Origin of the sequence: Methylobacterium sp. WL8, from assembly GCF_008040045.1 — a bacterium.
GTDB classification, from domain to species: Bacteria; Pseudomonadota; Alphaproteobacteria; order Rhizobiales; family Beijerinckiaceae; genus Methylobacterium; species Methylobacterium cerastii.
In genome coordinates this window covers 1-25,252 of sequence record NZ_VRVF01000050.1, presented here as the reverse complement: position 1 = coordinate 25,252, position 25,252 = coordinate 1, and the positions used below count along the sequence as shown (strand labels likewise).

The window sequence follows — 25,252 nt, the reverse complement described above, 5'->3', positions numbered from 1 at the left end:
CGCCGAAGGCATCTCCCCTCTTCTGCGTCGGCAGGGGACGGGATGCGCAACAGAGCTAGCCAAACTTTCAGGAGGACCGACGATGCAACACGAAGCTCCCGCAGCCAAAATCGATGAATGGGGCGCACCCTCGATCCCAGAGATGTCCGACGGGAATGCCACCGTGCACTCCAAGATGTCGGAATCGGCGGCCGGCCGATCCATGTCCAGCCTTCCACCACGACGAGCCGCCACTACGCCGGCGATCGCGCACGGGCGGACTGCATCCGGCGCGATACTCCTGATCGATCGTTTGGTGGCTCGATCGAGCGACCAGTTGCACCACGACTTCCATTCGCGTCCGATCAACAGAAGGAAACGACGACGATGATCGCTTTTCGTCCTAAGGAACTACAGAGAATAACCGGAGTACGCGCCGCGAGCAGGAAGACGAACCGCGCGAGCTTCTGCGGCGTCGTTCCGTGGTTCGATCTCGAAAATCTGATGGGTGCATCGAGGAGCGACGGCACGTCGTTCGAAGGCATCATCGAGTTCGAGTCCCTGCTCGAGCACGATTTTCTCTTGCTGGCTCGCTCGGACGGCATCACGACGGAGGTGCGCCCGCAGCCGCGGAAGGTGGACTGGTACGATCTGCGTTCGCGGAAATGGCGGGTCCATATCCCCGACTTCGCAGTCGTACGCCGCGGCCGCCCGCGGCCGATCTATGTGCAAGTCAAACCCAAGGTCAAGGCGGAGGCACTGGCCGAGGAACTCGGCCTGATTGCTACCGAATTCGATCGTCAGAATCTTCTTTTCGAGGTTTGGACCGAAATGGAGATCCGTCGGCAACCGGTCTTCGGCAATGCCGAGCTGTTGTTCGAGCATTGTGGTCCCAGGGAGGACGTCGAAGCCCTCGACCGGGTACGCGAAGTACTGAAAGCGGCTCCCCGATCGGTGAAGACGGTCGCAGAGATCCGGGAAGCCAGCGGGATCGGTGGACGGACGCTCGGCGCAGTTCTGCGTCTTCACGTACTTCGCGAAGTCGCACTCGACCTCGAGAAGCCGATCGACGATCGAGCGCTCGTACGCTCCGTTCGTATGAGCTGAGATCCATCTGCCGACAGGCGTGGCGTTTTAACGAGCCGACAGATCCGACTCGGAAGATAGCGGCAGTCGATCCTTCTCCAATATGCACCGCGCGAAGCGCGAAAACCGAAGGTAGGACATGGGTCCCTTCAAGCTGACCAGCCGCGATATCGTGGTGATCGATGGCCTTCGCTGGTTGCCGACGACTGCATTGGAGGACGGCATCGCGCTTAGACCCATTGATGGTGGTCCGGCCAAGGCGCATAGCTGGCACGAATTGGTCATGCTCTGGGTCGATCGACGGCTGCGGATCGAGCCCGAGCCCTGCAAGGGACTGCCTGCAACGCTCATTGAGGACATGCGCCGAGACCTGTCGGGCTTCGCCGAGCATCAGCAGTCGGAGGCTATCCGCCGATACAAGTATGTTCGCCTGCTGAAGTTCGCGATTGAATTGCGGGATGCCCGCCGTGTCGCGTCCTTTCGCGCTGCTCGGAAGCGCAAGTACCGGCACATCGTATTGAAGGCGAAGGAGCTCGATTGGTGGTGCAAGCGCTGGGCTAGGCATATCGAGCCCAGCGGCGTCTCGCAGGCACCCTCTGGCGGATCGCTGATCCAGTGGTACCGCCGCTACAAGCTCTCGGGCAGCTTTCGCTCGGCGCTGGTCCCGCAAAGCCATCGCCAGGGCAACCGGGTTCCCCGGCTGTCGCCCATAGCGGTCAAGGTCATGAACGAGTTCGCGCGCAATCAATACCTGCAGCGCGAACAGCCCAAGGCGTCGAAGATCTTCCCGCATGTCCGGGACGAGATCCGCGCCGTCGCCCGGAAAGCCGGCGTGCCGGAAGCCGAAATCGAAGGAATGATCCCCAATATTCAGTCTTTCTACAAGGTAATTCGCAGTATGGGGTCTCTGGAGAAGGAGGTCTACCGCGGCGACGAAAAGAAGTCGAAACATAGGCATCGCATCAAGGCGCTCGGCCCCCGCTACGAGTGGATCGGCCAGGCAGTTCAGATCGACTCGACGGAACTGCCGATCGTCGTACGCGATCCCGCCACGGGTTTGACCTTCAAGCAAGTCACGCTGACCGTCGTCATCGACCTTGCGACGCGTGCGATCGTGGGATGGTACGTCGGTCTGGAAAAAGGCTTTGCAACCATCCAGGAGGCTCTCCGGATGACGATGATGCCGAAAACTTGGATGTCGAAGTTGGACGGTATCACGAACGAATACTCCGCGACCGTGAAACCCAGTGTCGTCTTTACTGACCAGGGATCCGACTATCGTTCGAACGATCTCGTCGTCACGTGCGGCCAACTGAACATCCGCCTCAAGCATACGCCTGCGGGAGCACCGGATCTGAAGGGCATCGTCGAACGGCAATTTCTGACGTCGAAGCAGGGCATGTTCGCCGGAATGCCCGGCAGCTTGTTCAAGAACGGTGATCGCTTCTCGGATTATCGCGCCGAGGATCATGCCGTAATGACCATGGAACAGGTCAACTGGATCGTCTGCAAGTTCGTTGCCGACGTCTGGATGCAGGAGTGGGCCGGCGGCATCGAGGATAGTCCCGCTGGCGCGTGGCGAAGACTTTCCGATATCCGTCATCCGGAGATGGCGCCCTCGATCGATCACCTCGTTCCCCTCGTCTCGAAAGTACAGGAAAAGGTTACGATCCAGCATACCGGCGTTGAATGGATGAACCTCTTCTACGGCTTCGGTTCCGAGGCGCTCCAGGAATTGATGAACCGAGAGGGACCGGGCAAGCGCCGATACAGGATGCGGATCGACGCATTGGACGTCGGGCGAGCCTACCTGCTTGTCGACGGTGAATGGATCGTACTCGCCGCGTCGGACCCCGCGGCCCGCGGCCGCCCGGTGCACGATCATTTGGTCATCCGAGCCGAAGCGCGTTCTCGCAAGAAGAAGCATGAACGGGTCCACCAGCCCGACATGGATGCCGCGAAGCGGCGTCTCTACGCTCCTGCGGAGGCGCGGAACAACAAACGCGCCGCGCAGAGGACCAGCAGTCGGAAGGCGCGTCTTCTGGTACAGGAATTCGACAACCTGGCCGAGATGAAGGCGACGTACGTCGAGGCCATAGATCCCGAAACGACCCATATCGCGTTCGACGACGTCGATCACCGCGATGATGACGAGCCGGATCTGGCGGACGCATCCCCCATCCATGCGAGGCCGCGTCGGCCGGAGAAGGTCGTCGAACACTCTGCACGACGGCCGTCCCGACGGCCGATCGCGAGCGTAGCGCCGGCCCGCGGGGCTGCAGAAATTCGGAACGTCGAAGACGCGGGAAATCTCCCCGCGGTCGTCGGCGCCATCGTCGAGTTCGCGGGCTCGCCTGCAAACATCGAGTCCAAGATACCGTCGGCGGCGTCCGCGAACGCCGTCGATGTCCCGACCCGCCGCAGAAGGAACTTCCGCATTGCATCGTTCAGCTGACGCAGCCTTCCGGACCTCTGACGCCGACGAAGTCCTCGAGTGCGAGATCGATCTGATCTCGGGCCTGGATGACGACGTCGGCCAGGATGCCGACGACGCCACGGATCTCCTGACCGCCGAGGCAGAGGCCATCCTGACCAGGGCCCGGCACGTTCTCATCGACAACCACGTGGATCTGATCGAAGGCATCAAAGCCATCGAGCGGTCCCGGCGCGCCTACGATCGCGGGGAACCGGGTCAGCTCCTGCTGATCACCGGAGCCTCCGGTACCGGCAAGTCGACCATTCAGCGCGAATGGATCCGGCGTGAATATCAGCGGATCGTACGGACGACGGGGCGGATTCCGCAGATCTGCAACTACGGACTCGTGTTGACGGACGGCATCGACGGCGACGAGCGGCCGATCGTCTTCGTCAACGCTTCGAGCTCCCGGTCCACCAATGCGCTCGCGACCCAGATCCTTCGGGCCCTGGGTGCCGAGGTGCCGAGGGCACTCTACGGCCATCAGATCCTCGACCGACTGAGGATGCAACTCGTCGGACAGAAGACCCGCCTTCTGTTCATCGACGAGTTCCATCACACCGTCTCGTCCCGCGACGAACTGGTCGAGGAGTTATCGGAACTCGTCAAGGATCTGCTCGTCGAGACCCGGGTGCAGCTGGTGCTGAGCGGCATGCAGAAGGCCGCACGCCCGGTGGACGCCAATCCGCAGCTGGACCGCCGTTGCCGCATGCGGTTTCCGGTGGAACCGTTCAGCTGGGGTAGCGAGATCGAACACCGGCAGGAGTTCCTCGATTTCCTGGCGGATCTGGAAGAGGGCATGGACCTTCCGGAGGCGTCGAACCTTTCGGATCCGAAGCGTGCAGGTAGGATACATGCGTCCACGGGCGGCATCCTCGGGCGCGTCACGCGCCTGATCCTGATCGCGCTCGAGCATGGTCTGGAGGATGGCGTGATGCACGTCGCCGACAACTATCTCGCCTATGCGCACGAGACCTTGAAGCGTTCCGGCGAAAGATCGAACCCGTTCCAGCCTCAGGCATCCAGGAACGAACAGGCCCCTCGCCGCCGCGTGCCGCGGCCGTCGCGGACTCGTGGCTCCCTATCGGGCAAGCCGTCCGCGCCCACCTACGAGAAGACGGCCAGGACGGTATGAGATCGAAAGAGGAGATGGGTAGCCATGACCTTTCCGATACGTCCTCGTCATATCCCAGGCGAGCCGGCAAGCGGCTACGCTCGCCGATTGGCCGAGGCGAACGGCTGCGATTGGCGGGCAAATCCGTTCGCCGGCCGGGGCGTCTCGACGACGCTCCTCGCCCGCGGCGATACGCGTGCCCTGGTGCCGATACTCGGGCGCGAGACGGTCGACGGAATCGATCGATACTCGCCTCGGCGAATGCGGGATGGCCACATCCTGCTGAACGGCGAGAAGCTGGAACCTGCTCAAGTCTTCTATGAACGTCAGTGCTGCTGCGTCGCGTGCTGGGCCGATGATGCCGCATGCGAGACCGACGGCACTGTCCCGATGCGACATCTGAGGTGCTGGTGGTCGGTCGCAGCCGTTTCGGTCTGTCCCATCCACAATCTGCGCCTGAACGACCGTTGCCTGCAGTGCGATCGAACCATCCGGTTGGCCGGGGCGCGCGTGACGGTCTGTCGGTGCGGTGCCAATCTTGCCCGAAGTCCCCGGATCGTCGTCGAGCCGCATGCCACCGCCGCCGACGCCTACGTGGTCGGCCGGCTCGGAGGATGCCCGAGGGTGCCGGAGGCCATCCTGGACGCCCTGCCGCTCTGTGATGCCATTGCTCTGATGCAGAGGCTCGGGTGCTGCGTTTCCGCCGGCCGCGACGTCAGATTCGGCAAGACGGATCCCGCCGATCGACCAGCCATGATGCTGGCCGGCTTTCACGCCGTCCGGACGGGCGACAAGGGTATCGAGAAGACGATCGATGCCCTACTGGCCGCCCCGGGCAGGCCTGATCGACTACGGGTGCAACTCGGTCAGCTCTACAGTTGGTTCGCCGCCCTGCCCGATGGCGAACTCCAGTCCTGGATGGCAAACCGCATCGCGAACGTCGTGAGGCGGAATCAACTGTGCTGGCAGGGCTGGGAGCGGCATGTCGTCGAACCACCGACACCGGATCGTATATCCGCCAGCAGGGCCAAGGCTTGCCTCGATGCCGGTTGGGACAGGACAGTCGCGATCCTGGAAGCAGCCGGATTGCGCAGCGACGTCGACGAACGATGCCGACCGACCGTCGACCGGCGACAGGTCGAGATGCTCGCCAGCCGCGTCGGGCGCTTCATCAATGTCGATATCCTGGCAGGTACGCTCGGCATCACTCCCGCTTCCGTCCGCAAGCTGGTCGCCGCGGATATTCTTCCACGCGGCCCGTTGGCACTCGCGGCCTTCCGACATCCGAGATTCGATCCGATCGAAGTCGATGCGATCCTCGATCGGATGCAGGGCAACGCGCCCGTCGTCGAGGTTCCTCCATCGGACTCCGTGTCGATCGTGCGCGCCGCCCGTAAGGTCGGGATCGTCGCGCTTTGCCGCGCGATCCTGGATGGGCAGATCGTGGCCACCGCGCGGGTCTTCGGGACCCCCGGGCTTGCAGGCATCCGAATCCGTTCGGCCGGTATCGCGGAACTCTCACGGGCCAGGAACGACCCCTGGATAGGTCCTCTGGAGGCAGGCAAGACACTCGGCATGCGGCGGAATGGTCTCGATCTGATCGTCGCCGCCGGCCACATCCGCACCATCAAGGATGCCCGTCGTCTGCGACTGCTCGATCGGGCGGATGTCGCGAGCTTCCAGACCCGCTACGTGTCGACGACGGAGCTTTCCCACTCCCTCCGCACAAGTGCGAGGTCCATCCTTTCCAGACTTGCCGAACGAGGCTGCCGCCCGGCGATCGAACTCGCTCTCGGAGATCGGATTGAAATCCGGCTCTACGAGCGAAGCGTGATTGGAATTCTCCGACGAGCGACGGACGACGTCGAGCGAGGCTCCATCTCAGTCGTCGGAAACCAGCTGCATCTTGGGTGCAGGCAGCCCAGAACGGAGTAGATCTGCCCGGCGGAATAGGCTCAACCATGCCTCGTTCGGAAGTATGGGCTCGATTCCGTACCTTTTCTTCAACATATTCCTAATCATGCTGGCCTGCATGCCAAGAGCAAAACCAATTACGCGCGCGGTAACATACGTCTGAACGAACATTTCAAATTCACTTTCTTCGATAATGTAGCATCGATTGGCCTTTCTATTCGTTTTATGGATAATTCCATGCGATACGAGCTTCCTGATACTTTTGGCATGCATGTTCAGCCGTCTGCCGAACACTTCGGCTGTCAACTCAGGTTTCGTTTTTTCCTTCAAAGCCTCTATGTTCCGGATATCGGCTCTCGAAACGAAGATCGAGCGTATGCCGGAGAAGCTGCGCACTTGGCATTTGGGCAGCAATCGCCCGTCGAGAATTGCCTCGAAGATCCTCATCGGTCCGATCTTCGATCGAAGCGCCCTGGATAGAGAGATAGATCCAGTCTCGGGCCTCGCAGTAATGGGGATGCGGTCTGAGTTAAAGTCGAGGTAAATTTTGGCGGCAGAAATCCAGAAGTGATCTTTGCCCCTACCTTTTTCGAAACTTTTGCCCATTGTCTCTGCAGAATGTCTTCGAAGTTCCTGCCGAAGCTTCTCTGCGGCCTCAAAGCGTTTCATCAAGTTCGCAACGGGTTCCTTTTTGGTTCGAGTATTGCTAAAACGTGCATTCAGAATTCCGAAGGCCCCGGACATCGATCCGTCAACCTCCTCATGTCGTAGATGCCTAAGGAAAGCTATGAACGAGTCATCGCTCCGTGCGACTCGAAAGCCGGTACGCATCGCCTCTGCATCTCGTCCGATGTGCAGGGATTGCAGCTTGAGGCCGGCTCCGTGAACGGCGACTGCACCGCAGGTGGCGACCATGTCGACGGCAGCCTTCAGGCTGAGCTGGTCGAGAAGCTGGGCGTCGGTTCGCTGGGTGAAACCCAGACGACCGAGAACATAGGCCTCCCACCCGCAACCGCTCTCCGGGGCGGCATCCGCAGTGCCCTTGAGATCGACCAAAGCTTCGGATCTCATTCCACGCAACGGCATCCCGTGAGTCGGACAGCGGTGTAGAAAATTCAGATCCCACCAGACGCGGCGGCGGATGCCGAAACCGATCTCTCCAGGGACGGCTTCTCGATCTTCGGCCAGGCAGGCCGGGCAGATACGGTCCCGGCCCCGCTCGATATGCTGGTCCATCAATCGTTCACCACGAACGACCCAGATCCCGGCCCGCACACGAGCCGGGGTCGCGTCGAGGAGCGAGGCCGCATCGACGTCCGCCACGGCCGAAAGGCGGCCAACCTCTCGTCGGTCGCCCCGGACGATCGCTGAAAAATCGAGCCCGTAGGCGCCGGCGAATTCACGAACTCCATAGGCGTTTCGGGACGCCAGACGATGAATAAACGAGTAGGCCGGCTCTCCCGCTCCATAGTCGCGCAGGCGTAGCGGAGCTTTTCTGTAGGTCCACGACGATCTCACCGAACCCGCGTCGTAGACATATCCCATTGTATTTGCGGCGGACGGGTTTCGTCCTTCCCGACAAGTCATGGGGTTGCTCGCCCCAACTCGACCGCCTGCCTCGACGATATGTCTTTGCCCGATGGGCTTCCTCTCCTTTCCGGTGATGACGCTGAACGGATCAATCGTATCGGGACTTCCTTGGAGATTCGGGCGATCGAGCCTTGCGTCGGGTATACGCAACTCAGCATGCCTAACCTCCGGCGATGCCGCAGGTCCGATGTATCCGCACTTCTCGGCATCGTCCCGGAGAAGACCGAGGGGGGCAGCGTTCTGGTGAGCCATTTCGTCTCCGGTTGCGCGGCTAGGTCGCATGTCGACGTCATAGAAGCCTTCGGTGGGAAGCCGCCGAAGTGATGGTGGGACAGCAGCTCCTTCCCCGTCCGAACGGTCGCCGGATGCGATCATCGTGCAGGCGGTTGTTCGGACGGGGAAGGAGCCGAGCCCGGCAACGGCTCGTCGCGCACCATGCGAAGGCCGGTGCCGGATCCGGTTCAAACCCGGGCTTCACGATGGGAAGCTCGCCTTGTACGACCCCTCTTCGCTGACCTGCCGAAACGCAGGCGCTGTGAACGAATAGTCGACATCGGCGGGACGGTTGATCTCCGCGGGAACCGCGAAACGACTATGACGCATCATGATGTGATCCTCCTTCTTGGGCACTATGCTGTTAAAGATCTCCGGCGGCAGCGATGCTGCCCCGGGCGATGGTGGGCCGCGCGCTCGCGCCCACCTGCCTGGCTTTCGACTTCCGATCGCCGATGGTCGCATCTCGCTTCTCCGTCGAACCATGAGGGCTACGAACAAGGGCCGGACCGTCCGGCGGACGGCTTCGGTCCTCGTGCATGGTGGCCCCCGCGCTCGGGCCCACCGGCTTGGCCATCGACTGTCGATCGCTGAGGGTCTCATCTCGCTTCTCCTTCGAACCATCACGGCTGGGGCCAGGGGAACGGGGCGTCTGGAGGACGTCCCCTATGCTTTCGCATGGTGGGCCTCTCGCTCGAGCGGTTGCGGCTGGTGATCTCGGATGCATCGCCTTCGTTCCTTCCATCACGTTGGATCGCTCAGGGGGGGCTTCGACGAGGCCACGGCCCTGGTGGACCCGTCGCCCGGTTTGCCCGTGGTGGCCGGCGGAAATCGTTTGTCTGCACGCTCATTTCGTTGCCTCTCGTGTGATCGCAGGTAGCCTCCAGGCGCATTTTGAGTGGTCTTCGGGCGTGGCTTCGCCGAGCGGCGGGACCAATTCCGGAGGACGCTCATGGGCGTGGGTAGCTTGGAGACCCGAGCGGACTGGGAGTCCGTCGGTGCCGGCAGTCTTCGGGCCGGGTTAGACCGCTGCGGAACGGTCGTTTCGGGCGCGTAGATCATTCATCCTGCTGAAAGGATGAGATGCGGTCTAAGCGCGGTAGATTTGTAGTTCCAAGGGGAAGTATCGGTAGGGGCCTGTGGGCGCGCCTACCCAATAGGGTTCGAGCGCGGCACTTAGGCCTTAAGGATACGTTCCAGGAGGAACGTCGATGTAAGCTCGAACCGGGTCATCGGAGCCTTCTCTTCGCGACTTCTGTGATGATGCGCCGAAGCGTCGCCTTCGCGCAATGGAGCATTGTGATGGCATGCCTTTATTACAGTACTTAAGGCAAACGAATCGTAGATGGCGATCGTTCGATTTTAGGTTTCCCGGGGGCCCGGCGGCTGCGCCGGGATCGATGCCAATGGGATCGCGGCTTGGCTCAATCATCCTCGGAGCGGGAAACGCAAGGCGGTTGTGGTTCGCGATTTCAATTCCGTATCGGTCGACGTCCTCGACTGCTGGCTGTTCTTCGCCATCGGCTGGAGGGAGAGCGGACCCAAGCTTTGAAGTGATGATGCCGGGACGGCGATTTCACCCGAGCGCTCCGAAGCGACCGTGGCCTGCCCGGAGTGGATGCATATAGTTCGCCATCACGTCGAGGATGGCCTGCCCCTGGCGAGAAGGGGTTCGCAATGGCCGGCCGGCTACGCGTCGATCGCCGCCAGTTTCATGGGCCTTGATTTTTTCCGCCGACCTCGAGTGGCATACCCCGGCATGCAGAGCCGCGATCAACCTTGTCGAAGTCTCGTCTACTCATCCGAGCCTACCTGACTGCCTGAGCTTCACATCCCGCTGCTTCGACGCCTGACTTGCCTCTTCGTAGGCGATTGCAGCCCTCGATAAATTATCAGCGAACAAAGTTCGGTTTGGCGGATAACAAGGAAATTGAAATATGAGTCATTCGGGCGTTTGGAACGATAGAAATCAAACAGTGGACATAAAAATATGAGTTCCCATGTGATGTGAAATCAATGACTTAGTGGAAACGGAAGATAAGATTACGAGTCAAACTACATCGTGAAGGCCGCCGGCGGCCTGCCCGGCATCGCCGAGAAGGTGTTTCGCCGCCTCGCGCTGGAGCAAGGCTCGACCGCCGCCAACACCCTCGCGCCGGCTTTGGCCGCCGTCGGCCTCGCGGCGCGCTAGCGAGAGTGCCCAGCCGCGGGTGACGGACCGACACGCTGGCACCCGCGGGAGGCGGCATGGACGCGACATCGCAGAGCCCGGAGGCGCGCGACCCCGCCTGCCGCCGGGCGGCCCTCGACGCGATCGGCGAGGGCGTCGGGCGGGTGCTGCCGCCGCCCGACGACGGCCTCGGCGAGAGCCTGATCCGCCGGGCCTACTCCGGCCGCGCGGCGGCCGAGGCCGAGGAGGATCGGCTGGTCGTCCGCTTCGGCACCGAGTGGCGCACCTTCATCCGGCGCCAGACGCCGGACCGGCTCACCGCCCTCGACGAACGGATCGAGCGGCGGGCGCTCGCCCGGTTCTACCGGCGGATGAAGCCCGCGGCGGTCGTCGTCGTCGTCACGGCTTTCGCCCTGGCGCAGTTCGGGGTCGACCGGCTGCCGCTCGTGCGCCAGCTCTGGCGCCTCGTCCGGGGAGATCTGCGATGAGCGCCGCCCTCGACCGCTGGCTCACCCGGCTCTACCACGCGGTCGGCGGGGGCCTGTTTCTCGGGCTCTGCGCGATCGTCTCCTACGCCGCCGGCGACCGGCACCGGCCCGACCGGGTCGGGTCGCCCAAGCTTCTGGCGTCGGAGGTCGCGCCCGGCGGCGCGCTGCGGCAGGCGCGGGTGATCGCCGACCTCGCCGAATGTACGCTGCCCGACGCGCGCCGCCTGCACAGCGTCCGACCCGACCGGCACCAAGTGGCGCCGCCTGCCAACGCCGTCGATGCGCCGCCCTGGGACCGCGACGGCAGACCCCGGACCATCGAGACCGAGATCCCGGCCGACTTTCCCTGCGGGCCGGCGATGCCGGTCGAGAGTCCTTCGGCCGCCTGCAACGGGTTCCGGCGCACCGTCCGCCCGCAGCGCCGGCCGGATGCGGTCATGCCGTTCCGGGTGACCTGCGGTGGTGTCACCACAGGTCCGGCGGGGGCGAAGACGGCGCGAGTACCGTGAAGGCCGCGCCCTCATGGACCCAGGCGCCGCCGGCCTGCGCCTGCGTGAAGGCCGCCGTGTCGGCGGCCCCGGCGGTGTAGTGATGCGCCCCGGTCGCGGTTTCGACGAAGCGCTGGACCGTCAGCGCGTCGATCCCGGCGAGCGCCGGGTCGGCGTAGGCCTGGAACGCCACGCCCTCGGCGTGGAAGCTCGGCAGCATGGCGGCGACGTGGTCGCGCTCCGCCACGCTCGCGGTGTAGAAGTGCTCCCCCGTCCGCGTATCGACGAAGCGGAACACGTCCACCGTATCGGGACTCGCCGCCGGCGCCGCCCAGGCCACGCCCTCCTCGGTGTAGGAGGGCAGGTTCTGCGCGATGTAGTCCCGTTCGCTCGCGCTCGTCGTGTAGAGGTCGTCCCCCGTGCGCGCGTCGCGGAAGTGGAACGTGTCGTCGCGCGCCGCGTCCGGTGCGCTCGCGTAGCCCCGGATGTAGTCGATCGTCATCTGCGCCGGATTCGTCCCGTCGGGGTCGCCGGCCCAGGCCCCGCCGACGGCGAGGTCGGCGATCAGGTACATCGGCGTGTTCAGGTCCGCGGGCGTCGCCGCCTGGAAGGTCGGCTGCCCGTCGTAGTACCAGGTGATCGTGTCCGGCTCCCAGTCGACGCCGTAGGTGTGGAAGCCGGACGTCATGTCCGGCACCGCGACGTTCGACTCGTCGAGGTAATGGGTCGCGTCGACCCGGTGTCCGCCCGAGACCTGGCTGTGGACGGTGTTGCGCAGGATGTTCGGCGCGCCGCCGACCATCTCCATCACGTCGAGTTCGGGCGGCCAGCTCCCGTCCGCCGGCAGCATCCAGAAGGCCGGCCACATCCCCTGCGCCGCCGGAAGCTGCGCCCGGATCTCGAAGTAGCCGTAGGTCTGGCTGAACGTATGGGCGGTGTTGAGCATCCCGGACGTGTAGGCCTGCCCCTCGATCGCATCCCGGATGCCGGGCGCGGCCGGCGCCGCGGTGATCGTCAGCAGGCCGTCGGAGACGTGGAACGGGTCGGGCAGGCCGGCCGTGCCGCCCGCGGCCCCGTCCGACGCGGCGACGTAGTATTGCAACTCGTCATTGTATGGCATCGTCCCGGTGGCGTGGATCTTCGTCGACCATTGCGGCGCCCCGACCGTGTCGAGCCCCGTCGTGCCGTTCCAAGGCGTGAAGTCGTCGAACTCCTCCGCGAAGGTCAGGGTCGCGGTCTTCGACAGGTTGTTCGGATCGATCGCCATGGAGGCCCCCGCCGCGTGTGCGCCACCGGAGTGGATTCGCACACTGAATGCAACTGAGAGTAGAATATCTCGTCTTAAGTTTTGGTTCCGGGCCGCGATCGCGCGATTGCGATCTGCCGGCACCGTTCGGGACGGTTCGTGCGTCTTCGTGGGGCGGGGCCAGGTATAAATCACCGACGCCTTCGACGTTCAACAGTCGTTCCGTGCGGCACGTCGATCGCCGAGCTGCGATCTTGTCGCCCGCTTCCGGGCCGTGATCGCGGGGGATCGCACCCTGCACGAGGGAACCGCTGCCGGTCTCGGCCGTAACGCTTCGCAGCTCCCGACGGACCTTCGATGAGACCCGCCGCCCCCCGATCCACTCACCTCGCACACGAGGCTCTAACCGCGCCGCGAGACACGTCTCGGGCCAGGGGCATTCAGGGCGCATTCAGTGCCTTCGGGCGACAGTCCCGATCCATGCGCTACCCCTTCGCCCTCGCAGCGATCTGCCTGACCGTCGCGGCCCTCGCCGGCGGCGGTCTCGGCACGCTGGCGGAGGAGACCCGCGAGGCGGCCCCGGTCGTCGCCCCCGGGGCGTCGCAGCCGCGGGTCGAGGAGTGCCTGTCGCCCGCCGACATGCGCGAGGAGGTCTCCGAGCGCCGGGTGATCGCGCCGGTGGCGGCGATCAAGGCCGCGCGCACGGTGATCGCGCGGGCGGAGATCCAGCGCGCCAGCCTGTGCCGCCACGCCGACGGCCTCGTCTACATGCTGACCGCCTTGCGTCGGGACGGCCACTTCGTGCACGTGATGGTCGATGCCAAGACCGGCCAGGTGGCGGGCCAGTACTGACCGGCCGAGAAGGCCGTGGCTCGAGGGAGAGTGATCCGTGCGTCTGCTCGTGGTCGAGGATGACCGGGACATCAACCGGCAGGTGGTCAGCGCGCTGGAGGAGGCGGGCTACGTCGCAGACAAGGCCTTCGACGGGGAGGAGGGCGGCTATCTCGGGGAGAGCGAGCCCTACGACGCGATCATCCTCGACATGGGCCTGCCCAAGGCCGACGGCGTCAGCGTGCTGCAGAAGTGGCGCCGGGCCGGGATCAAGACCCCGGTGATCATCCTCACGGCGCGCGACCGCTGGTCCGACAAGGTCGACGGGTTCGATGCCGGCGCCGACGACTACGTGACCAAGCCGTTCCACATGGAGGAGCTGATGGCGCGGGTGCGTGCGCTGCTCCGCCGCGCCGCCGGCCACGCCACCAGCCAGATCGCCTGCGGGCCCGTCACCCTCGACACGCGCTCGGGCCGGGTGTTCGTCGACGGCAACCCGGTCAAGCTCACGAGCCACGAATACCGGTTGCTGTCCTACCTGATGCACCACACCGGCCGCGTCGTCTCCCGCGCCGAGCTGACCGAACACCTCTACGACCAGGATTTCGACCGCGATTCGAACACCATCGAAGTCTTCGTCGGGCGGCTGCGCAAGAAGCTCGCGGTCGACCTCATCCAGACGGTGCGCGGCCTCGGCTACCTGGTGGATCCGAGCCAGCCGCCGGCTCGGGTGTGACGCTTGGCGCCCGCTCTGCGCGATCCTTTCAGAACGAGATTTTTGGATCTTTCACAACCTAAAGGTGTGTTATCAGTATCTCTAGTATGAGAAATGAAGTTTGGGCGAGCGAGATCAAATTTTCGTGGCCCGACGCATTGTGGATCGCGTGACGACCCCACGCCGAGCACTGACGCGACGTTAAGGTTCGGTGATTTAGCCTGCGGATCACTTCGACGGGTTCGGCCCAAGGGTTGCCGAGCCTTCGCGCAAGGATCTCCATGGTTCCCCTTCCGCACAATGAGCCTGCGCGCCTGGCGGCGCTGCGCAGCCTCGACGTGATCGGCATGCCGCCCGAGCCGCATTTCGACGCGCTCTGCCGCACCGCGGCGGCCCTGTTCTCCCTCCCCATCGCGCTCGTCTCGCTCGTCGAAGAGAACGACCAGTGGTTCAAGGGCAAATGCGGCCTCGACCTGGACGGCACCTCGCGCGAGGTGTCGTTCTGTTCGCACGCCATCCTCAGCCCCGAGGTCATGGTGATCGAGGATGCGACGCGCGACGACCGCTTCGTCGTCAACCCGCTGGTGACGGGCAAGCCGCATATCCGCTTCTACGCGGGTGCCCCGCTCGTCCTGGCGCCCGGTCTGCATGCCGGTACCCTCTGCACCATCGACACCCAGCCGCGGACCTTCTCCACCGAACAGCGCCGGCAGCTGCAGGACGTGGCTCAGGTCGTGGTGGCGCAGCTCCGCCTGCACGCGGCCGAGCGGGCCTTGCGTGAACGGGAGGCGGGCTACCGGCTGCTCGCCGACAACACCACCGACATGGTGGTGCGGTCCGATCTCGACGGAACGCGCCGCTACGTCTCGCCCGCGGCCAAGCTGCTGCTGGGCTACGAGGCCGAGGCGTTGGTCGGCACCCGGCCACTCGACTTCGTTCACCCCGACGATGCGGATGAATATCGGCGCCTCCTCGACGACATCGGCGCGGCGCGCGTCACCCACGCCGTGGGGCAGCAGCGATATCGGCGCAAGGATGGGACCTGGGTGTGGGTCGAGGCCTCCTTCAGCCTGACCTACGACGAGATCACGAGTCGACCGGACGGCTACGTCGCTTCCGTTCGCGACATCACGGTTCGCAAGGAGAGCGAGCAGCGGATGGCGCACCTCGCGCGGCACGACGCGCTCACCGGCCTCGGCAATCGCGTCCTCTTCCGCGAACGCTTCGACGAGGAGACTGCGCGCGCGTCGCGGGCGGAGGGCGGGTTCGCGATCCTCTGTCTGGATCTCGACCGCTTCAAGGGCGTCAACGACACGCTGGGCCATCAGGCCGGGGATCAACTGCTGCGCCATGTCGCCGACCGGCTCCGCTCGGTGGTGCGCATCGAGGATACGGTGGCCCGGATCGGCGGCGACGAGTTCGTCGTCATCCAGACCGGCTCCGGCCGACGGGAGGACGCGACCCGGCTGGCCGAGCGCCTGATCGCGGCGATGTCGCTCCCGATCGATCTCGACGGCCATCCCGTCGGGATCGGCGTCAGCATCGGGATCGCGTTGACGCGAGAGGACGGCTTCGACCGCGAGGCGCTTTACCGAGCCGCCGACCGCGCCCTCTACCGCGCCAAGGCGGAGGGGCGAAACGCCTTCCGGTTCGCCTACGCCCCGGACCAGGCTCAGGTCACGGGTGACGCAGCATTCGAACCCCTCGACCGGCAGGTCGCCTGAGCCGACGCCGGCGCGACCCCTGACACACTCGGTCGCCGCGCAGGGGCGCGCCTGCGCATTCACTCGGTTCGGGCGTCGCGATCTCGCGTCGGATGACCCTTGCGCTCGGCCCGAGGACCGACGAGACGATGGGCTTCCGCATCGCCGGTAGAATGGGCGTACGCGCGCCGCCCTCGAAACGTGGTCACGGCATGACTCCGACCTCCCCACGAGCCGAGCCGAAGGATCGTGAGCATCCGGCGCCCGAACCGCGCGTCGCCCCGATGCGCGCGGTCCTGAGCCTGTTCTCCCTCCGGCGTCGCTCGATCGCGGTGCGCCTGGCGGTCTCGGCGCTGCTGGCCAGCTCCGCGATCCTGCTGCTCGCCGCCTGGATCCTGACGACGCTCTACCGCGAGACCACCGAGCGGGCTTTCGACAGCCGCCTGCTGGTCTTCGCCAACAACCTCGCCACCGACCTCGTCACCCCGAGCGACACCGAGAGTCGCGCCTTCACCCTCGGGGACCCGCGCTTCGACCTGCCGCTCTCGGGCTGGTACTGGCAGGTCGGCAAGCCCGACGCCCGGCCGCGGGACCTGCGCACCTCGCGCTCCCTCGTCGGCGTGCCGCTGAAGCCCGCGACCGATCCCGACGGCAAGGCCGGGGTCGGCCAGATCCGCCAGGGCTACGGCCGCGCCCAGGACGACCGGCTGCTCCGCATCATCGAACGCGATGTCGACCTTGGCGAGGACGGGCGCTACACCGTGCGCGTCGCCGGCCCGGCCGACGAGATCGTCAACGACGTCGAGCGCTTCCGCAACTCGCTGTTCATGACCTTCGGCCTGCTCGGTTTGTCGCTGGCGCTGACGACCCTGCTGCAGATCCGCTTCGGCCTGGCGCCGCTGAAGAAGATGCGCGCGGCGCTCGGCGCGATCCGCCGCGGCGAGGCCGACCGGATCACCGGGACCTATCCCCGCGACATCGCCCCGCTCACCGGCGAGGTGAACCTCCTGATCGAGACCAACCGCGAGATCCTGGAGCGCGCCCGCACCCAGGTCGGCAACCTCGCCCACGCGCTCAAGACGCCGCTGTCGATCATCGTCAACGAGGTCGGCGCCTCGGACGCGCCGGCCGACCTCGCCGAGAAGATCCGCGAGCAGGCGGCGGTGATGCGCGACCAGGTGAACTACCACCTCGACCGGGCGCGCGCGGCCGCGCTCGCCGGCACGCTCGGGACCTCGACCGACGTCGAGCCGGCGCTCGCCGGCCTCGTGCGGACCTTCGGGAAGATCTACCGCGACAAGGACATCGCCTACGAGGTCCACGTGCCGGCGGGCCTGCGCTTCCGCGGCGAGCGCCAGGATTTCGAGGAGATGGTCGGCAACCTCGTCGACAACGCCTCGAAATGGGCCGCCGGCCGCGTCGCGATCCGGGCCGAGGCGGTGGAGGCCCACGATTATCCCCACCTTCTCGTCGCGATCGAAGACGACGGCCCCGGCCTGCCGGAGGAGGCGCGCTCGGCGGTGCTCGGGCGCGGCCGACGCATGGACGAATCGAAGCCCGGCTCCGGCCTCGGCCTCTCCATCGTCGCGGACCTCGCCACCCTCTATCGCGGCCGCTTCCGCCTCGAGCAGGCGGCGTTGGGCGGCTTGCGCGCGGTGCTGGAGGTGCCGGGCGACCTGCCCAAGGGCGCGGCCGGGCACTGATCGCGGACGTTCGGGAAAGGTCCGCGCCCTCGTCGTCGCGAAAAGCTTGTCATCGCGAAAAACTTGCGTGACACCGTGACGCCGAGAGCGGGCATCGTACCGCCTGCGGCCGGTCTCTACGATCCGGCCGACGGCCATTCGGTCCCGACGAGGGCCGTCTTACAATCTGAGGGGATGAGGCGGCCGCGGTCTCGCGTCAGGCGAACCGGGACCGCTTCGAAGGTGTGATGACGGCGATCTGGTTCATTCTGGCGGGCATGACCGCCGCGGCCGTCCTGGCCCTGCTCTGGCCGATGTCGCGCCGCGTCGCCATCGTCCCCGATGCGGCCGGCACCGTCACCGAGACGGCGTTCTACGAGGATCAGCTCGCCGAGATCGAGCGCGACCTCCAACGTGGGCTGATCGCGCCCGCGGAGGCGGAATCGGCCCGCACCGAGGCCGCCCGCCGGCTCCTTCGCGCGAGCCGCGCCCCCGGCCCCGGCGAGGCGAGCGTGGCCGAGCCGCGCCTGCGCCAGCGCCGCGCGGCCTCGGCCTTCGCCCTGTCCACCATCCCCCTCGTCGCCCTCCTCGCCTACGGCCTCTACGGCTCTCCCGACCTGCCGGCCCAGACGCCGGGAGACCGGCAGGCGGCGCAATCGGGTGCGCAGGACCTGATGAAGGCCGTCGGGCAGATCGAGGCGCGCTTGGCCGCCGACCCGAACGACGCCCGCGGCTGGGCCGTGCTGGCGCCGGTCTACATGCGGCTCGGCCGGTTCGAGGACGCGGCGCGCGCCTACGCGGCGATCGTCCGGATCAAGGGTGAGACCGCGGAATCGCTGTCGGACTGGGGCGAGGCGATGGTGGCCGCCGGCAACGGCATCGTGCCCCCCGAGGCCAAGGCCGCCCTGACCCGGGCCCTCGCCCTCGACCCCAAGGCGCCCAAGCCCCGCTTCTACCTCGCCCGCGCGGCCGAGCAGAACGGCGACACGCCGGAGGCCATCCGCCAACTCAGCGCCCTGAACGACACCAGCCCGGCCGACGCCCCCTGGCTCCGCCTGGTCCGCGAGAACCTGGCGCGGCTGCGGGGCGAGCCCGCCCCACAGCTGTCCGGGACGCCGGCCAAGGGAGCGGGTAACGGGGCGGGCAAGGGAGCCGGAAAGGACGCGCCCGGGCTGCCGCCGGAGCAGCGCGCCGCGATCCAGGGCATGGTCGACGGCCTCGACGAGCGCCTCGCGGCCAAGGGCGGCACCGTGGACGAATGGCTGCGGCTGGCCCGCTCCCGCGGCGTCCTCGGCGAGCCGGAGCGTGCGCAGGCTGTGCTGGAACGCGCCCGCGCCGCCCTGAAATCCGACCCGGCCGCGCTCGCGAGCCTGGAGGCCGGCGCGCGCGACCTCGGCCTGTCCGGCAAGCCGGCCGACGGCACGCCGCGCGACGCCGGCAGCGCCGTGCCCCCGGCCTCGCTGAACGCCGCCACGCCGGAATCCCGCGCCGAGACCGAGTCGGCGGCCGCCGCGGTGACGGCGATGCCGCCGGCCGAGCGCGACGCCGCGATCCGCGGCATGGTGGCCGGCCTCGACCGCCGGCTCGCGGCCAAGGGCGGCAGCGTCGACGAATGGCTGCGGCTCGTGCGCTCCTACAGCGCGCTCGGCGATCCGGAGCAGGCCGGCAAGGTCCTGAGCCGCGCGCGGATGGCGCTCGCCGCGGACCCGGGCGCCGCCGAGCGGCTCGACACCCTGGCGAAGGAACTCGGCCTTCCGCTGCGCCCCTGACGATCTGTCCCGGCACGGGCGACTTGACCCGCGGCCCGTCGGAGCCGACATCCGAGAGGATAAGAATGAGGACGGCACGGCGCCGGACCGACCTTCGTGGGTCGTGCCGGGGCCGGACCACCCGCCGGGGACGGACTGAACTCGTGACGCGCAAGAGCCGCCGCCTGATCCTGATCGCCGCCTGTGGCGCCGTCCTGGCGCTCGCCGTCGGGCTCATCCTGTCGGCGATGAGCGGGTCGATCGTGTTCTTCCGCTCGCCGACCGAGGTGGCGAACCAGGGCGTCGGCCCCGGGACGCGCTTCCGTCTCGGCGGCCTGGTGAAGGACGGCTCGCTCCAGCGCGGGGCGAACCAGAAGATCGACTTCGCGGTGACCGACACGAACGCGACCGTCCAAGTCCAGTATACCGGCCTTCTGCCCGACCTGTTCCGCGAGGGGCAGGGCGTCGTCGCCGAGGGAACGCTGGAGCCGGGCGGCATCTTCCGCGCCGACACCGTGCTCGCCAAGCACGACGAATCCTACATGCCGCGCGAGGTCGCCGACGCGCTCAAGGCGCAGGGGCGCTGGCAGGAGGGCGGCAAGGGCGGCAAGGGCTCCGTGAAGACGGACCCGCCGAAGGCCGCCGACGCCGCACCCGCGACCCTCGGCCCGCGCAGCGAGCGCTGAGCCGATGTCATTGACTCGAGGAACCGCCGCTTGATCGTCGAGGTCGGACATTTCGCGTTGGCGCTGGCGCTGGCGCTCTCCCTGGTCCAGTCGGTGATGCCGATCTGGGCCGCCCGCTCGGGCGACGCCGCCCTGCGGCAGGTGGCGACGCCGGCGGCGCTCGGCGCCTTCGCCTGCGTGCTGTTCGCGTTCGCGGCGCTGACCTACGCCCACGCCACGTCCGACTTCTCGGTCCAGAACGTGGTCGAGAACTCGCACACGACGAAGCCGTTCATCTACAAGCTCTCCGGCGTCTGGGGGAACCACGAGGGCTCGATGCTCCTCTGGATCCTGATCCTCACGCTGTTCGGGGCGATGGTGGCGGTGGCCCGCGAGTCGGTGCCCCCGGTGCTGCGCGCCAACACCCTGGCGGTGCAGGGCTTCATCACCTTCGTCTTCGTGCTGTTCGTGATCACCACGTCGAACCCGTTCACCCGGGCGGTGCCGGCGCCGGTCGAGGGCAACGACCTCAACCCGCTGCTGCAGGATTTCGGCCTCGCGGTGCACCCGCCGCTGCTCTACGTCGGCTATGTCGGCTTCTCGATCACCTTCGCCTTCGCGATCGCGGCCCTGATCGACGGCAAGATCGACGCCGTCTGGGCCCGCGCGGTGCGCCCGTGGACGCTGACCGCCTGGAGCTTCCTGACGCTCGGCATCGCGATGGGCTCGTACTGGGCCTATTACGAGCTCGGCTGGGGCGGCTGGTGGTTCTGGGACCCGGTCGAGAACGCCTCGCTGATGCCGTGGATCGCCGGCACTGCGCTGTTGCACTCCACCGTCGTGATGGAGAAGCGCGACGCCCTCAAGGTCTGGACGGTGCTCCTCGCCATCCTCACCTTCTCGCTGTCGCTGCTCGGCACCTTCATCGTGCGCTCGGGCGTACTTACCTCGGTGCACTCCTTCGCCACCGACCCGACCCGCGGCATCTTCATCCTCGCGATCCTGATCCTGTTCATCGGCGGGTCGCTGACGCTGTTCGCGTGGCGCGCGCCGATGCTGCGGCAGGGCGGCCTGTTCGCGCCGATCTCGCGCGAGGGCGCGCTGGTGATGAACAACCTGTTCCTCGTGGCCGCCTGCGCCACCGTGCTCGTCGGCACGCTCTACCCGCTGCTGCTGGAGATGCTGACGGCGGAGAAGATCTCGGTCGGGCCGCCATTCTTCAACTACACCTTCGTGCCGCTCGCGATCCCGCTGCTGCTGATCGTGCCGTTCGGGCAGACCCTGGCCTGGAAGCGCGGCGACGCGCTCGCCGCCTCGCAGCGCCTGTTCGCGGCCCTCGGCCTCGCCCTGGCGGTCGGCCTCGCCACCCTGGCCTGGACCTGGGGCGGCCCGGCCATGGCTCCGGTCGGCGTGGGCCTGGGCGCCTACCTCATCGTCGGCTCGGTGCTGGAGATCGTCTCGCGCGCCCGCGGCTTCGGCAGCAGCCGCACCCGCGCGCCCGGCCTGATCTGGCGCCGGGCGATCGGCCTGCCGCGCTCGGCCTGGGGCACGGCCATCGCCCATGCCGGCGTCGGCGTGGTCGTGCTCGGCATCGCGGCGCAGGGCTGGGCGACCGAGGGCCTCGCCACCCTGAAGCCCGGCCAGACGCTGGCGACCGGCCCCTACGTGGCGACGCTGGATCGAGTCGCGCCGCGGCCCGGTCCGAACTACGAGGAGGTCGCGGCCTTCCTCACCATCCGCGACAAGGCCGGCGACGAGATCGGCCAGGTCGACACCGGCAAGCGCTTCTACCCGAGCCGCAAGATGACGGTGACGGAATCGGGCCTGCTCACCCGCGGCGTCAGCCAAGTCTACGCCAGCCTCGGCGAGATCTCGCCCGACGGCAGCATCGGCCTGCGGCTGTACTACAAGCCGCTGGTGCTGCTGATCTGGCTCGGCGCGGTGGTGATGGCGCTCGGCGGCGGCCTGTCGCTCACCGACCGGCGCATGCGCGTCGGCGCGCCCGCCCGCGCCAAGCTCAAGCCCGTTCCCCCGCACGCGGTCCCGGCCGAATGAGCGCCGCGCGCACGCTCCGCGGCCTCCTGCTCGCCGGCCTCGTGCTCGGGGCGGGCGCGGCCCAAGCCGTCCAGCCGGACGAGGTCCTGAAGGACCCGGCCATGGAGCATCGCGCCCGCGAGATCTCCTCGGGCCTGCGCTGCCTCGTCTGCCAGAACCAGTCGATCGACGATTCCGACGCACCGCTGGCGAAGGACCTCCGGCTGATCGTGCGCGAGCGGCTGAAGGCCGGCGACAGCAACCAGGGCGTCGAGGATTACGTGGTGAACCGCTACGGCGAGTTCGTGTTGCTGCGCCCCGTCCTGGCGCTCCACACCGTGCTCCTGTGGCTGACGCCGCTGCTCGCGGTGCTGCTCGGCGGCTTCGGGATCTGGCGCCTGTCGCGCCGCGCGGCGCCGGCGCCCGAGCGTGGCCTGTCGGCGTCCGAGCAGGCCGACGTCGCGGCTCTGCTCCGGCGCGAGTGATCCCCGTCGGGGTCCGTGGCAATTCGCCCACGCCCGAGGCATGATGTGCGCCTGCGGCGGCGAGTCGGCACGAGTCTTGGATCCGCCTCTCGCGAAAACGATCCGCGAAGGATGCGAGCATGGCCACGGCGACGCTGACGATCTCCAGCCGGAACTACTCGTCGTGGTCGCTTCGCGGCTGGCTGATCTGCAAGATGGCCGGCCTCGACTTCGACACCGAGATGTTGCCCGGCGGCGACGAGACCTCGCGCGCCGAGCTGCTCCACCTCTCGCCCTCGTTCCTCGTCCCCCGCCTGCACCACGAGGGCATCGTGGTTTGGGACACGCTGGCGATCGCGCAGTACCTCAACGAGACCTTCCCCGAGGCCGGCTTCCTGCCGAAGGACGTGGCCGCCCGCGCCCATTGCCGCTCGATCGCCGGCGAGATGCACGGCGGCTTCATCAACCTGCGCTCGGCCCTGCCGATGAACCTGAAGGCCTTCCACCCGAGCTTCCGGGTGTTCAACGGCGCCAAGGGCGACATCGAGCGCATCGTCACGATCTTCGACGACTGCCTCGCCCGCTACGACGGGCCGTTCCTGTTCGGCGAGCGCCCGACGCTGGCCGACGCGATGTACGCCCCCGTCTGCACGCGCTTCCGCACCTACGACGTGACCCTTCCCCCGCGCGCCACCGCCTATCGCGACGCCATCCTGCACTGGCCGCTGATGGTCGAGTGGGCCGAGGCCGCCGCCGAGGAGCCGGAGGAGATCGAAGAGCTCGACATGGAGTTCTGAGGGCGGAGCAGCCCTGAACCGCGTCCGTCGTCGGCGAGCCGAGGCTCCGCCGATCGATCACGAACACTCCCCGTCATCCCGGGGCTGCGCAGCAGTGTCCGGGATCTAGAGCCGCCGACGGCGCCAGCCGAAGCACGACCTGCGGTTCTGGATTCCGGGCTCGCCTTCGGCGCCCCGGAATGACGGCGAGGGGTGGTTGGCGGGAGCCCTTACCCCTTGGGCCAGGCCCGGATGTCGACGAAGCGGCCGGCCACGGCGGCTGCGGCGGCCATGGCCGGGGAGACGAGGTGGGTGCGGCCGCGATGGCCCTGGCGGCCCTCGAAGTTGCGGTTCGAGGTCGAGGCGCAGCGCTCGTTCGGGCTGAGGCGGTCGGCGTTCATGCCGAGGCACATCGAGCAGCCGGGCTCGCGCCAATCGAAGCCGGCGGCCTTCAGCACCGTGTCGATGCCCTCGGCCTCGGCCTGCGCCTTCACCAGGCCGGAGCCCGGCACCACCATCGCCGAGACGCTCTCGTGCACCTTCTGGCCCGCGACCATCTGGGCGACGATGCGCAGGTCTTCGATCCGGCCGTTGGTGCAGGAGCCGATGAACACCCGGTCGAGGGTGATGTCGGTGATCTTCGTGCCCGGCGTGAGCCCCATGTAGGACAGGGCCTTCTCCTTCGAGGCGCGCTTGTTCTCGTCGAGGATCGAGGCCGGGTCGGGCACCGAGCCCAGCACGGAGATCACGTCCTCGGGGCTCGTGCCCCAGCTGACGATTGGCGGCAGGCTGGCGGCGTCCAGGCGGACTTCCTTGTTGAAATGCGCGCCCTCGTCGCTGACGAGGCTCTCCCAGTAGGCCCGCGCCCGCGCGAAGGCCTCGCCCTTCGGCGCCATCGGCCGGCCTTCGCAATAGGCGTAGGTCGTGGCGTCCGGGGCGACGAGGCCGGCGCGTGCGCCGCCCTCGATCGACATGTTGCAGATCGTCATCCGGCCTTCCATCGACAGCGCGCGGATCGCCTCGCCCGCATACTCGATGACGTGGCCGGTGCCGCCGGCGGTGCCGATCTCGCCGATGATCGCGAGCACGATGTCCTTGGCGCTGACGCCGGCCGGCAGCACGCCGTCGACGGTGACGCGCATGTTCCTGGCCTTCTTCTGCAGCAGCGTCTGCGTGGCGAGCACGTGCTCGACCTCGGAGGTGCCGATGCCGTGGGCGAGAGCCCCGAACGCGCCGTGCGTCGAGGTGTGGCTGTCGCCGCAGACGATGGTCTGGCCGGGCAGGGTGAAGCCCTGCTCGGGGCCGATGATGTGGACGATGCCCTGGCGGCGATCGAGGGCATCGTAGAACTCGATGCCGAAATCCTTGACGTTCTGCGCCAGCGCCTCGAGCTGGATCCGGCTCTCCGGGTCCTCGATGCCCTTGGAGCGGTCCGAGGTCTGGACGTTGTGGTCCACCACCGCCAGCGTCTTCTCCGGGGCGCGCACCGTGCGACCGGCCACGCGCAGACCCTCGAAGGCCTGCGGGCTCGTCACCTCGTGGACGAGGTGCCGGTCGATGTAGAGCAGCGTCGAGCCGTCGGCCTCGACGTCGACGATGTGGTCGTCCCAGATCTTGTCGTAGAGGGTGCGCGGGCTCGTCATGGATTCTGGTCGCTTCGCGGCGTGTCTGTTGCCGGCCAACGGCCGGCGCGGAGGTCTTTAGTAAGGTTCGACGCGCGATTTCGGAAGTGGCTGCCGGCCGACGCCCGCGGATGGCAGACCGGCACCGGCCGCAATGGGGATGCGAGGGGGGCAGGGAGGGGGCAGCG

At 67.0% G+C, this 25,252-nt stretch carries 19 protein-coding genes; 16 read left to right on the top strand and 3 right to left on the bottom strand.

Translation table 11 applies throughout. From position 1 onward, the window contains the following. Window positions 1–117: 117 nt before the first annotated feature. The 4 genes from FV234_RS17330 to FV234_RS17315 all read left to right on the top strand — a co-directional run bounded on the left by FV234_RS17330 (window position 118) and on the right by FV234_RS17315 (window position 6,590). A complete protein-coding gene (locus FV234_RS17330) occupies window positions 118–1,086 on the top strand; it encodes a hypothetical protein (protein WP_147830569.1) in 969 nt (322 codons plus the stop codon). Window positions 1,087–1,204: 118 nt separating this feature from the next. Beyond that, window positions 1,205–3,520 carry a DDE-type integrase/transposase/recombinase gene (locus FV234_RS17325; RefSeq protein ID WP_147812742.1) on the top strand — a complete coding sequence of 772 codons (2,316 nt, stop codon included), beginning with the start codon at window positions 1,205–1,207 and terminating at the stop codon, window positions 3,518–3,520. After that, window positions 3,504–4,676, top strand: coding sequence for an AAA family ATPase (locus tag FV234_RS17320; protein ID WP_187273712.1), 1,173 nt, complete (start codon window positions 3,504–3,506; stop codon window positions 4,674–4,676). The genes FV234_RS17325 and FV234_RS17320 overlap by 17 nt, the downstream gene beginning before the upstream one ends. A gap of 24 nt (window positions 4,677–4,700) precedes the next feature. After that, window positions 4,701–6,590, top strand: coding sequence for a TniQ family protein (locus FV234_RS17315; RefSeq protein ID WP_147830565.1), 1,890 nt, complete (start codon window positions 4,701–4,703; stop codon window positions 6,588–6,590). On the opposite strand, the gene FV234_RS17310 is transcribed toward FV234_RS17315, so the two are convergent. Next, a complete protein-coding gene (locus tag FV234_RS17310) occupies window positions 6,537–8,411 on the bottom strand; it encodes a TniQ family protein (protein WP_187273711.1) in 1,875 nt (624 codons plus the stop codon). The two genes, FV234_RS17315 and FV234_RS17310, sit on opposite strands and share 54 nt — an antisense overlap. Before the next feature lie 2,083 nt (window positions 8,412–10,494). Here FV234_RS17310 and FV234_RS26950 point away from each other — a divergent pair. Genes FV234_RS26950 through FV234_RS17300 form a run of 3 tightly spaced genes read left to right on the top strand, consistent with a single transcriptional unit; the run spans window position 10,495 to window position 11,599 of the window. Continuing rightward, window positions 10,495–10,623 (top strand): hypothetical protein, encoded by a 129-nt coding sequence (locus FV234_RS26950; RefSeq protein ID WP_281406859.1) that lies wholly within the window; start codon window positions 10,495–10,497, stop codon window positions 10,621–10,623. Between the two features lie 56 nt (window positions 10,624–10,679). Further along, entirely contained in the window at window positions 10,680–11,090 is a 411-nt protein-coding gene (locus FV234_RS17305; protein WP_147830564.1) for a hypothetical protein, read from the top strand. Then, window positions 11,087–11,599 carry a hypothetical protein gene (locus tag FV234_RS17300; RefSeq protein WP_147830563.1) on the top strand — a complete coding sequence of 171 codons (513 nt, stop codon included), beginning with the start codon at window positions 11,087–11,089 and terminating at the stop codon, window positions 11,597–11,599. The genes FV234_RS17305 and FV234_RS17300 overlap by 4 nt, the downstream gene beginning before the upstream one ends. Here the strand turns inward: FV234_RS17300 and FV234_RS17295 are convergent. Further along, complete coding sequence (locus FV234_RS17295; RefSeq protein WP_147830562.1) at window positions 11,556–12,845, bottom strand: family 16 glycosylhydrolase; 1,290 nt, start codon at window positions 12,843–12,845, stop codon at window positions 11,556–11,558. The two genes, FV234_RS17300 and FV234_RS17295, sit on opposite strands and share 44 nt — an antisense overlap. A 459-nt stretch (window positions 12,846–13,304) precedes the next feature. Between FV234_RS17295 and FV234_RS17290 the strand changes: the two genes are divergently transcribed. From FV234_RS17290 to FV234_RS17250, 9 genes are all read left to right on the top strand, one after another. Then, window positions 13,305–13,676: a hypothetical protein gene (locus FV234_RS17290; protein ID WP_147753954.1), complete on the top strand. Its 372-nt coding sequence runs from the start codon at window positions 13,305–13,307 to the stop codon at window positions 13,674–13,676. Window positions 13,677–13,713: 37 nt separating this feature from the next. Then, entirely contained in the window at window positions 13,714–14,391 is a 678-nt protein-coding gene (locus FV234_RS17285) for a response regulator transcription factor (RefSeq protein WP_147753953.1), read from the top strand. Window positions 14,392–14,651: 260 nt separating this feature from the next. Further along, a complete protein-coding gene (locus FV234_RS17280; protein WP_147830561.1) occupies window positions 14,652–16,094 on the top strand; it encodes a sensor domain-containing diguanylate cyclase in 1,443 nt (480 codons plus the stop codon). 263 nt (window positions 16,095–16,357) lie between these two features. Then, entirely contained in the window at window positions 16,358–17,776 is a 1,419-nt protein-coding gene (locus FV234_RS17275; protein WP_147753951.1) for a sensor histidine kinase, read from the top strand. Between the two features lie 227 nt (window positions 17,777–18,003). Then, window positions 18,004–19,524: a c-type cytochrome biogenesis protein CcmI gene (ccmI, locus tag FV234_RS17270; RefSeq protein WP_147830560.1), complete on the top strand. Its 1,521-nt coding sequence runs from the start codon at window positions 18,004–18,006 to the stop codon at window positions 19,522–19,524. A 143-nt stretch (window positions 19,525–19,667) separates the two neighbouring features. After that, window positions 19,668–20,189 carry a cytochrome c maturation protein CcmE gene (gene ccmE / locus FV234_RS17265; protein ID WP_147754465.1) on the top strand — a complete coding sequence of 174 codons (522 nt, stop codon included), beginning with the start codon at window positions 19,668–19,670 and terminating at the stop codon, window positions 20,187–20,189. A gap of 30 nt (window positions 20,190–20,219) precedes the next feature. Beyond that, complete coding sequence (locus FV234_RS17260) at window positions 20,220–22,223, top strand: heme lyase CcmF/NrfE family subunit (RefSeq protein WP_147761742.1); 2,004 nt, start codon at window positions 20,220–20,222, stop codon at window positions 22,221–22,223. Further along, window positions 22,220–22,687, top strand: coding sequence for a cytochrome c-type biogenesis protein (locus tag FV234_RS17255; protein ID WP_147754467.1), 468 nt, complete (start codon window positions 22,220–22,222; stop codon window positions 22,685–22,687). The genes FV234_RS17260 and FV234_RS17255 overlap by 4 nt, the downstream gene beginning before the upstream one ends. Before the next feature lie 119 nt (window positions 22,688–22,806). After that, window positions 22,807–23,463 (top strand): glutathione S-transferase family protein, encoded by a 657-nt coding sequence (locus FV234_RS17250; protein WP_147754468.1) that lies wholly within the window; start codon window positions 22,807–22,809, stop codon window positions 23,461–23,463. Between the two features lie 209 nt (window positions 23,464–23,672). Here FV234_RS17250 and leuC read toward each other — a convergent pair whose 3' ends face one another. Continuing rightward, the gene (gene leuC, locus FV234_RS17245; protein ID WP_147830559.1) at window positions 23,673–25,085 is read right to left on the bottom strand and encodes a 3-isopropylmalate dehydratase large subunit; all 1,413 of its coding nucleotides are present in this window, start codon (window positions 25,083–25,085) and stop codon (window positions 23,673–23,675) included. Window positions 25,086–25,252: the final 167 nt, after the last annotated feature.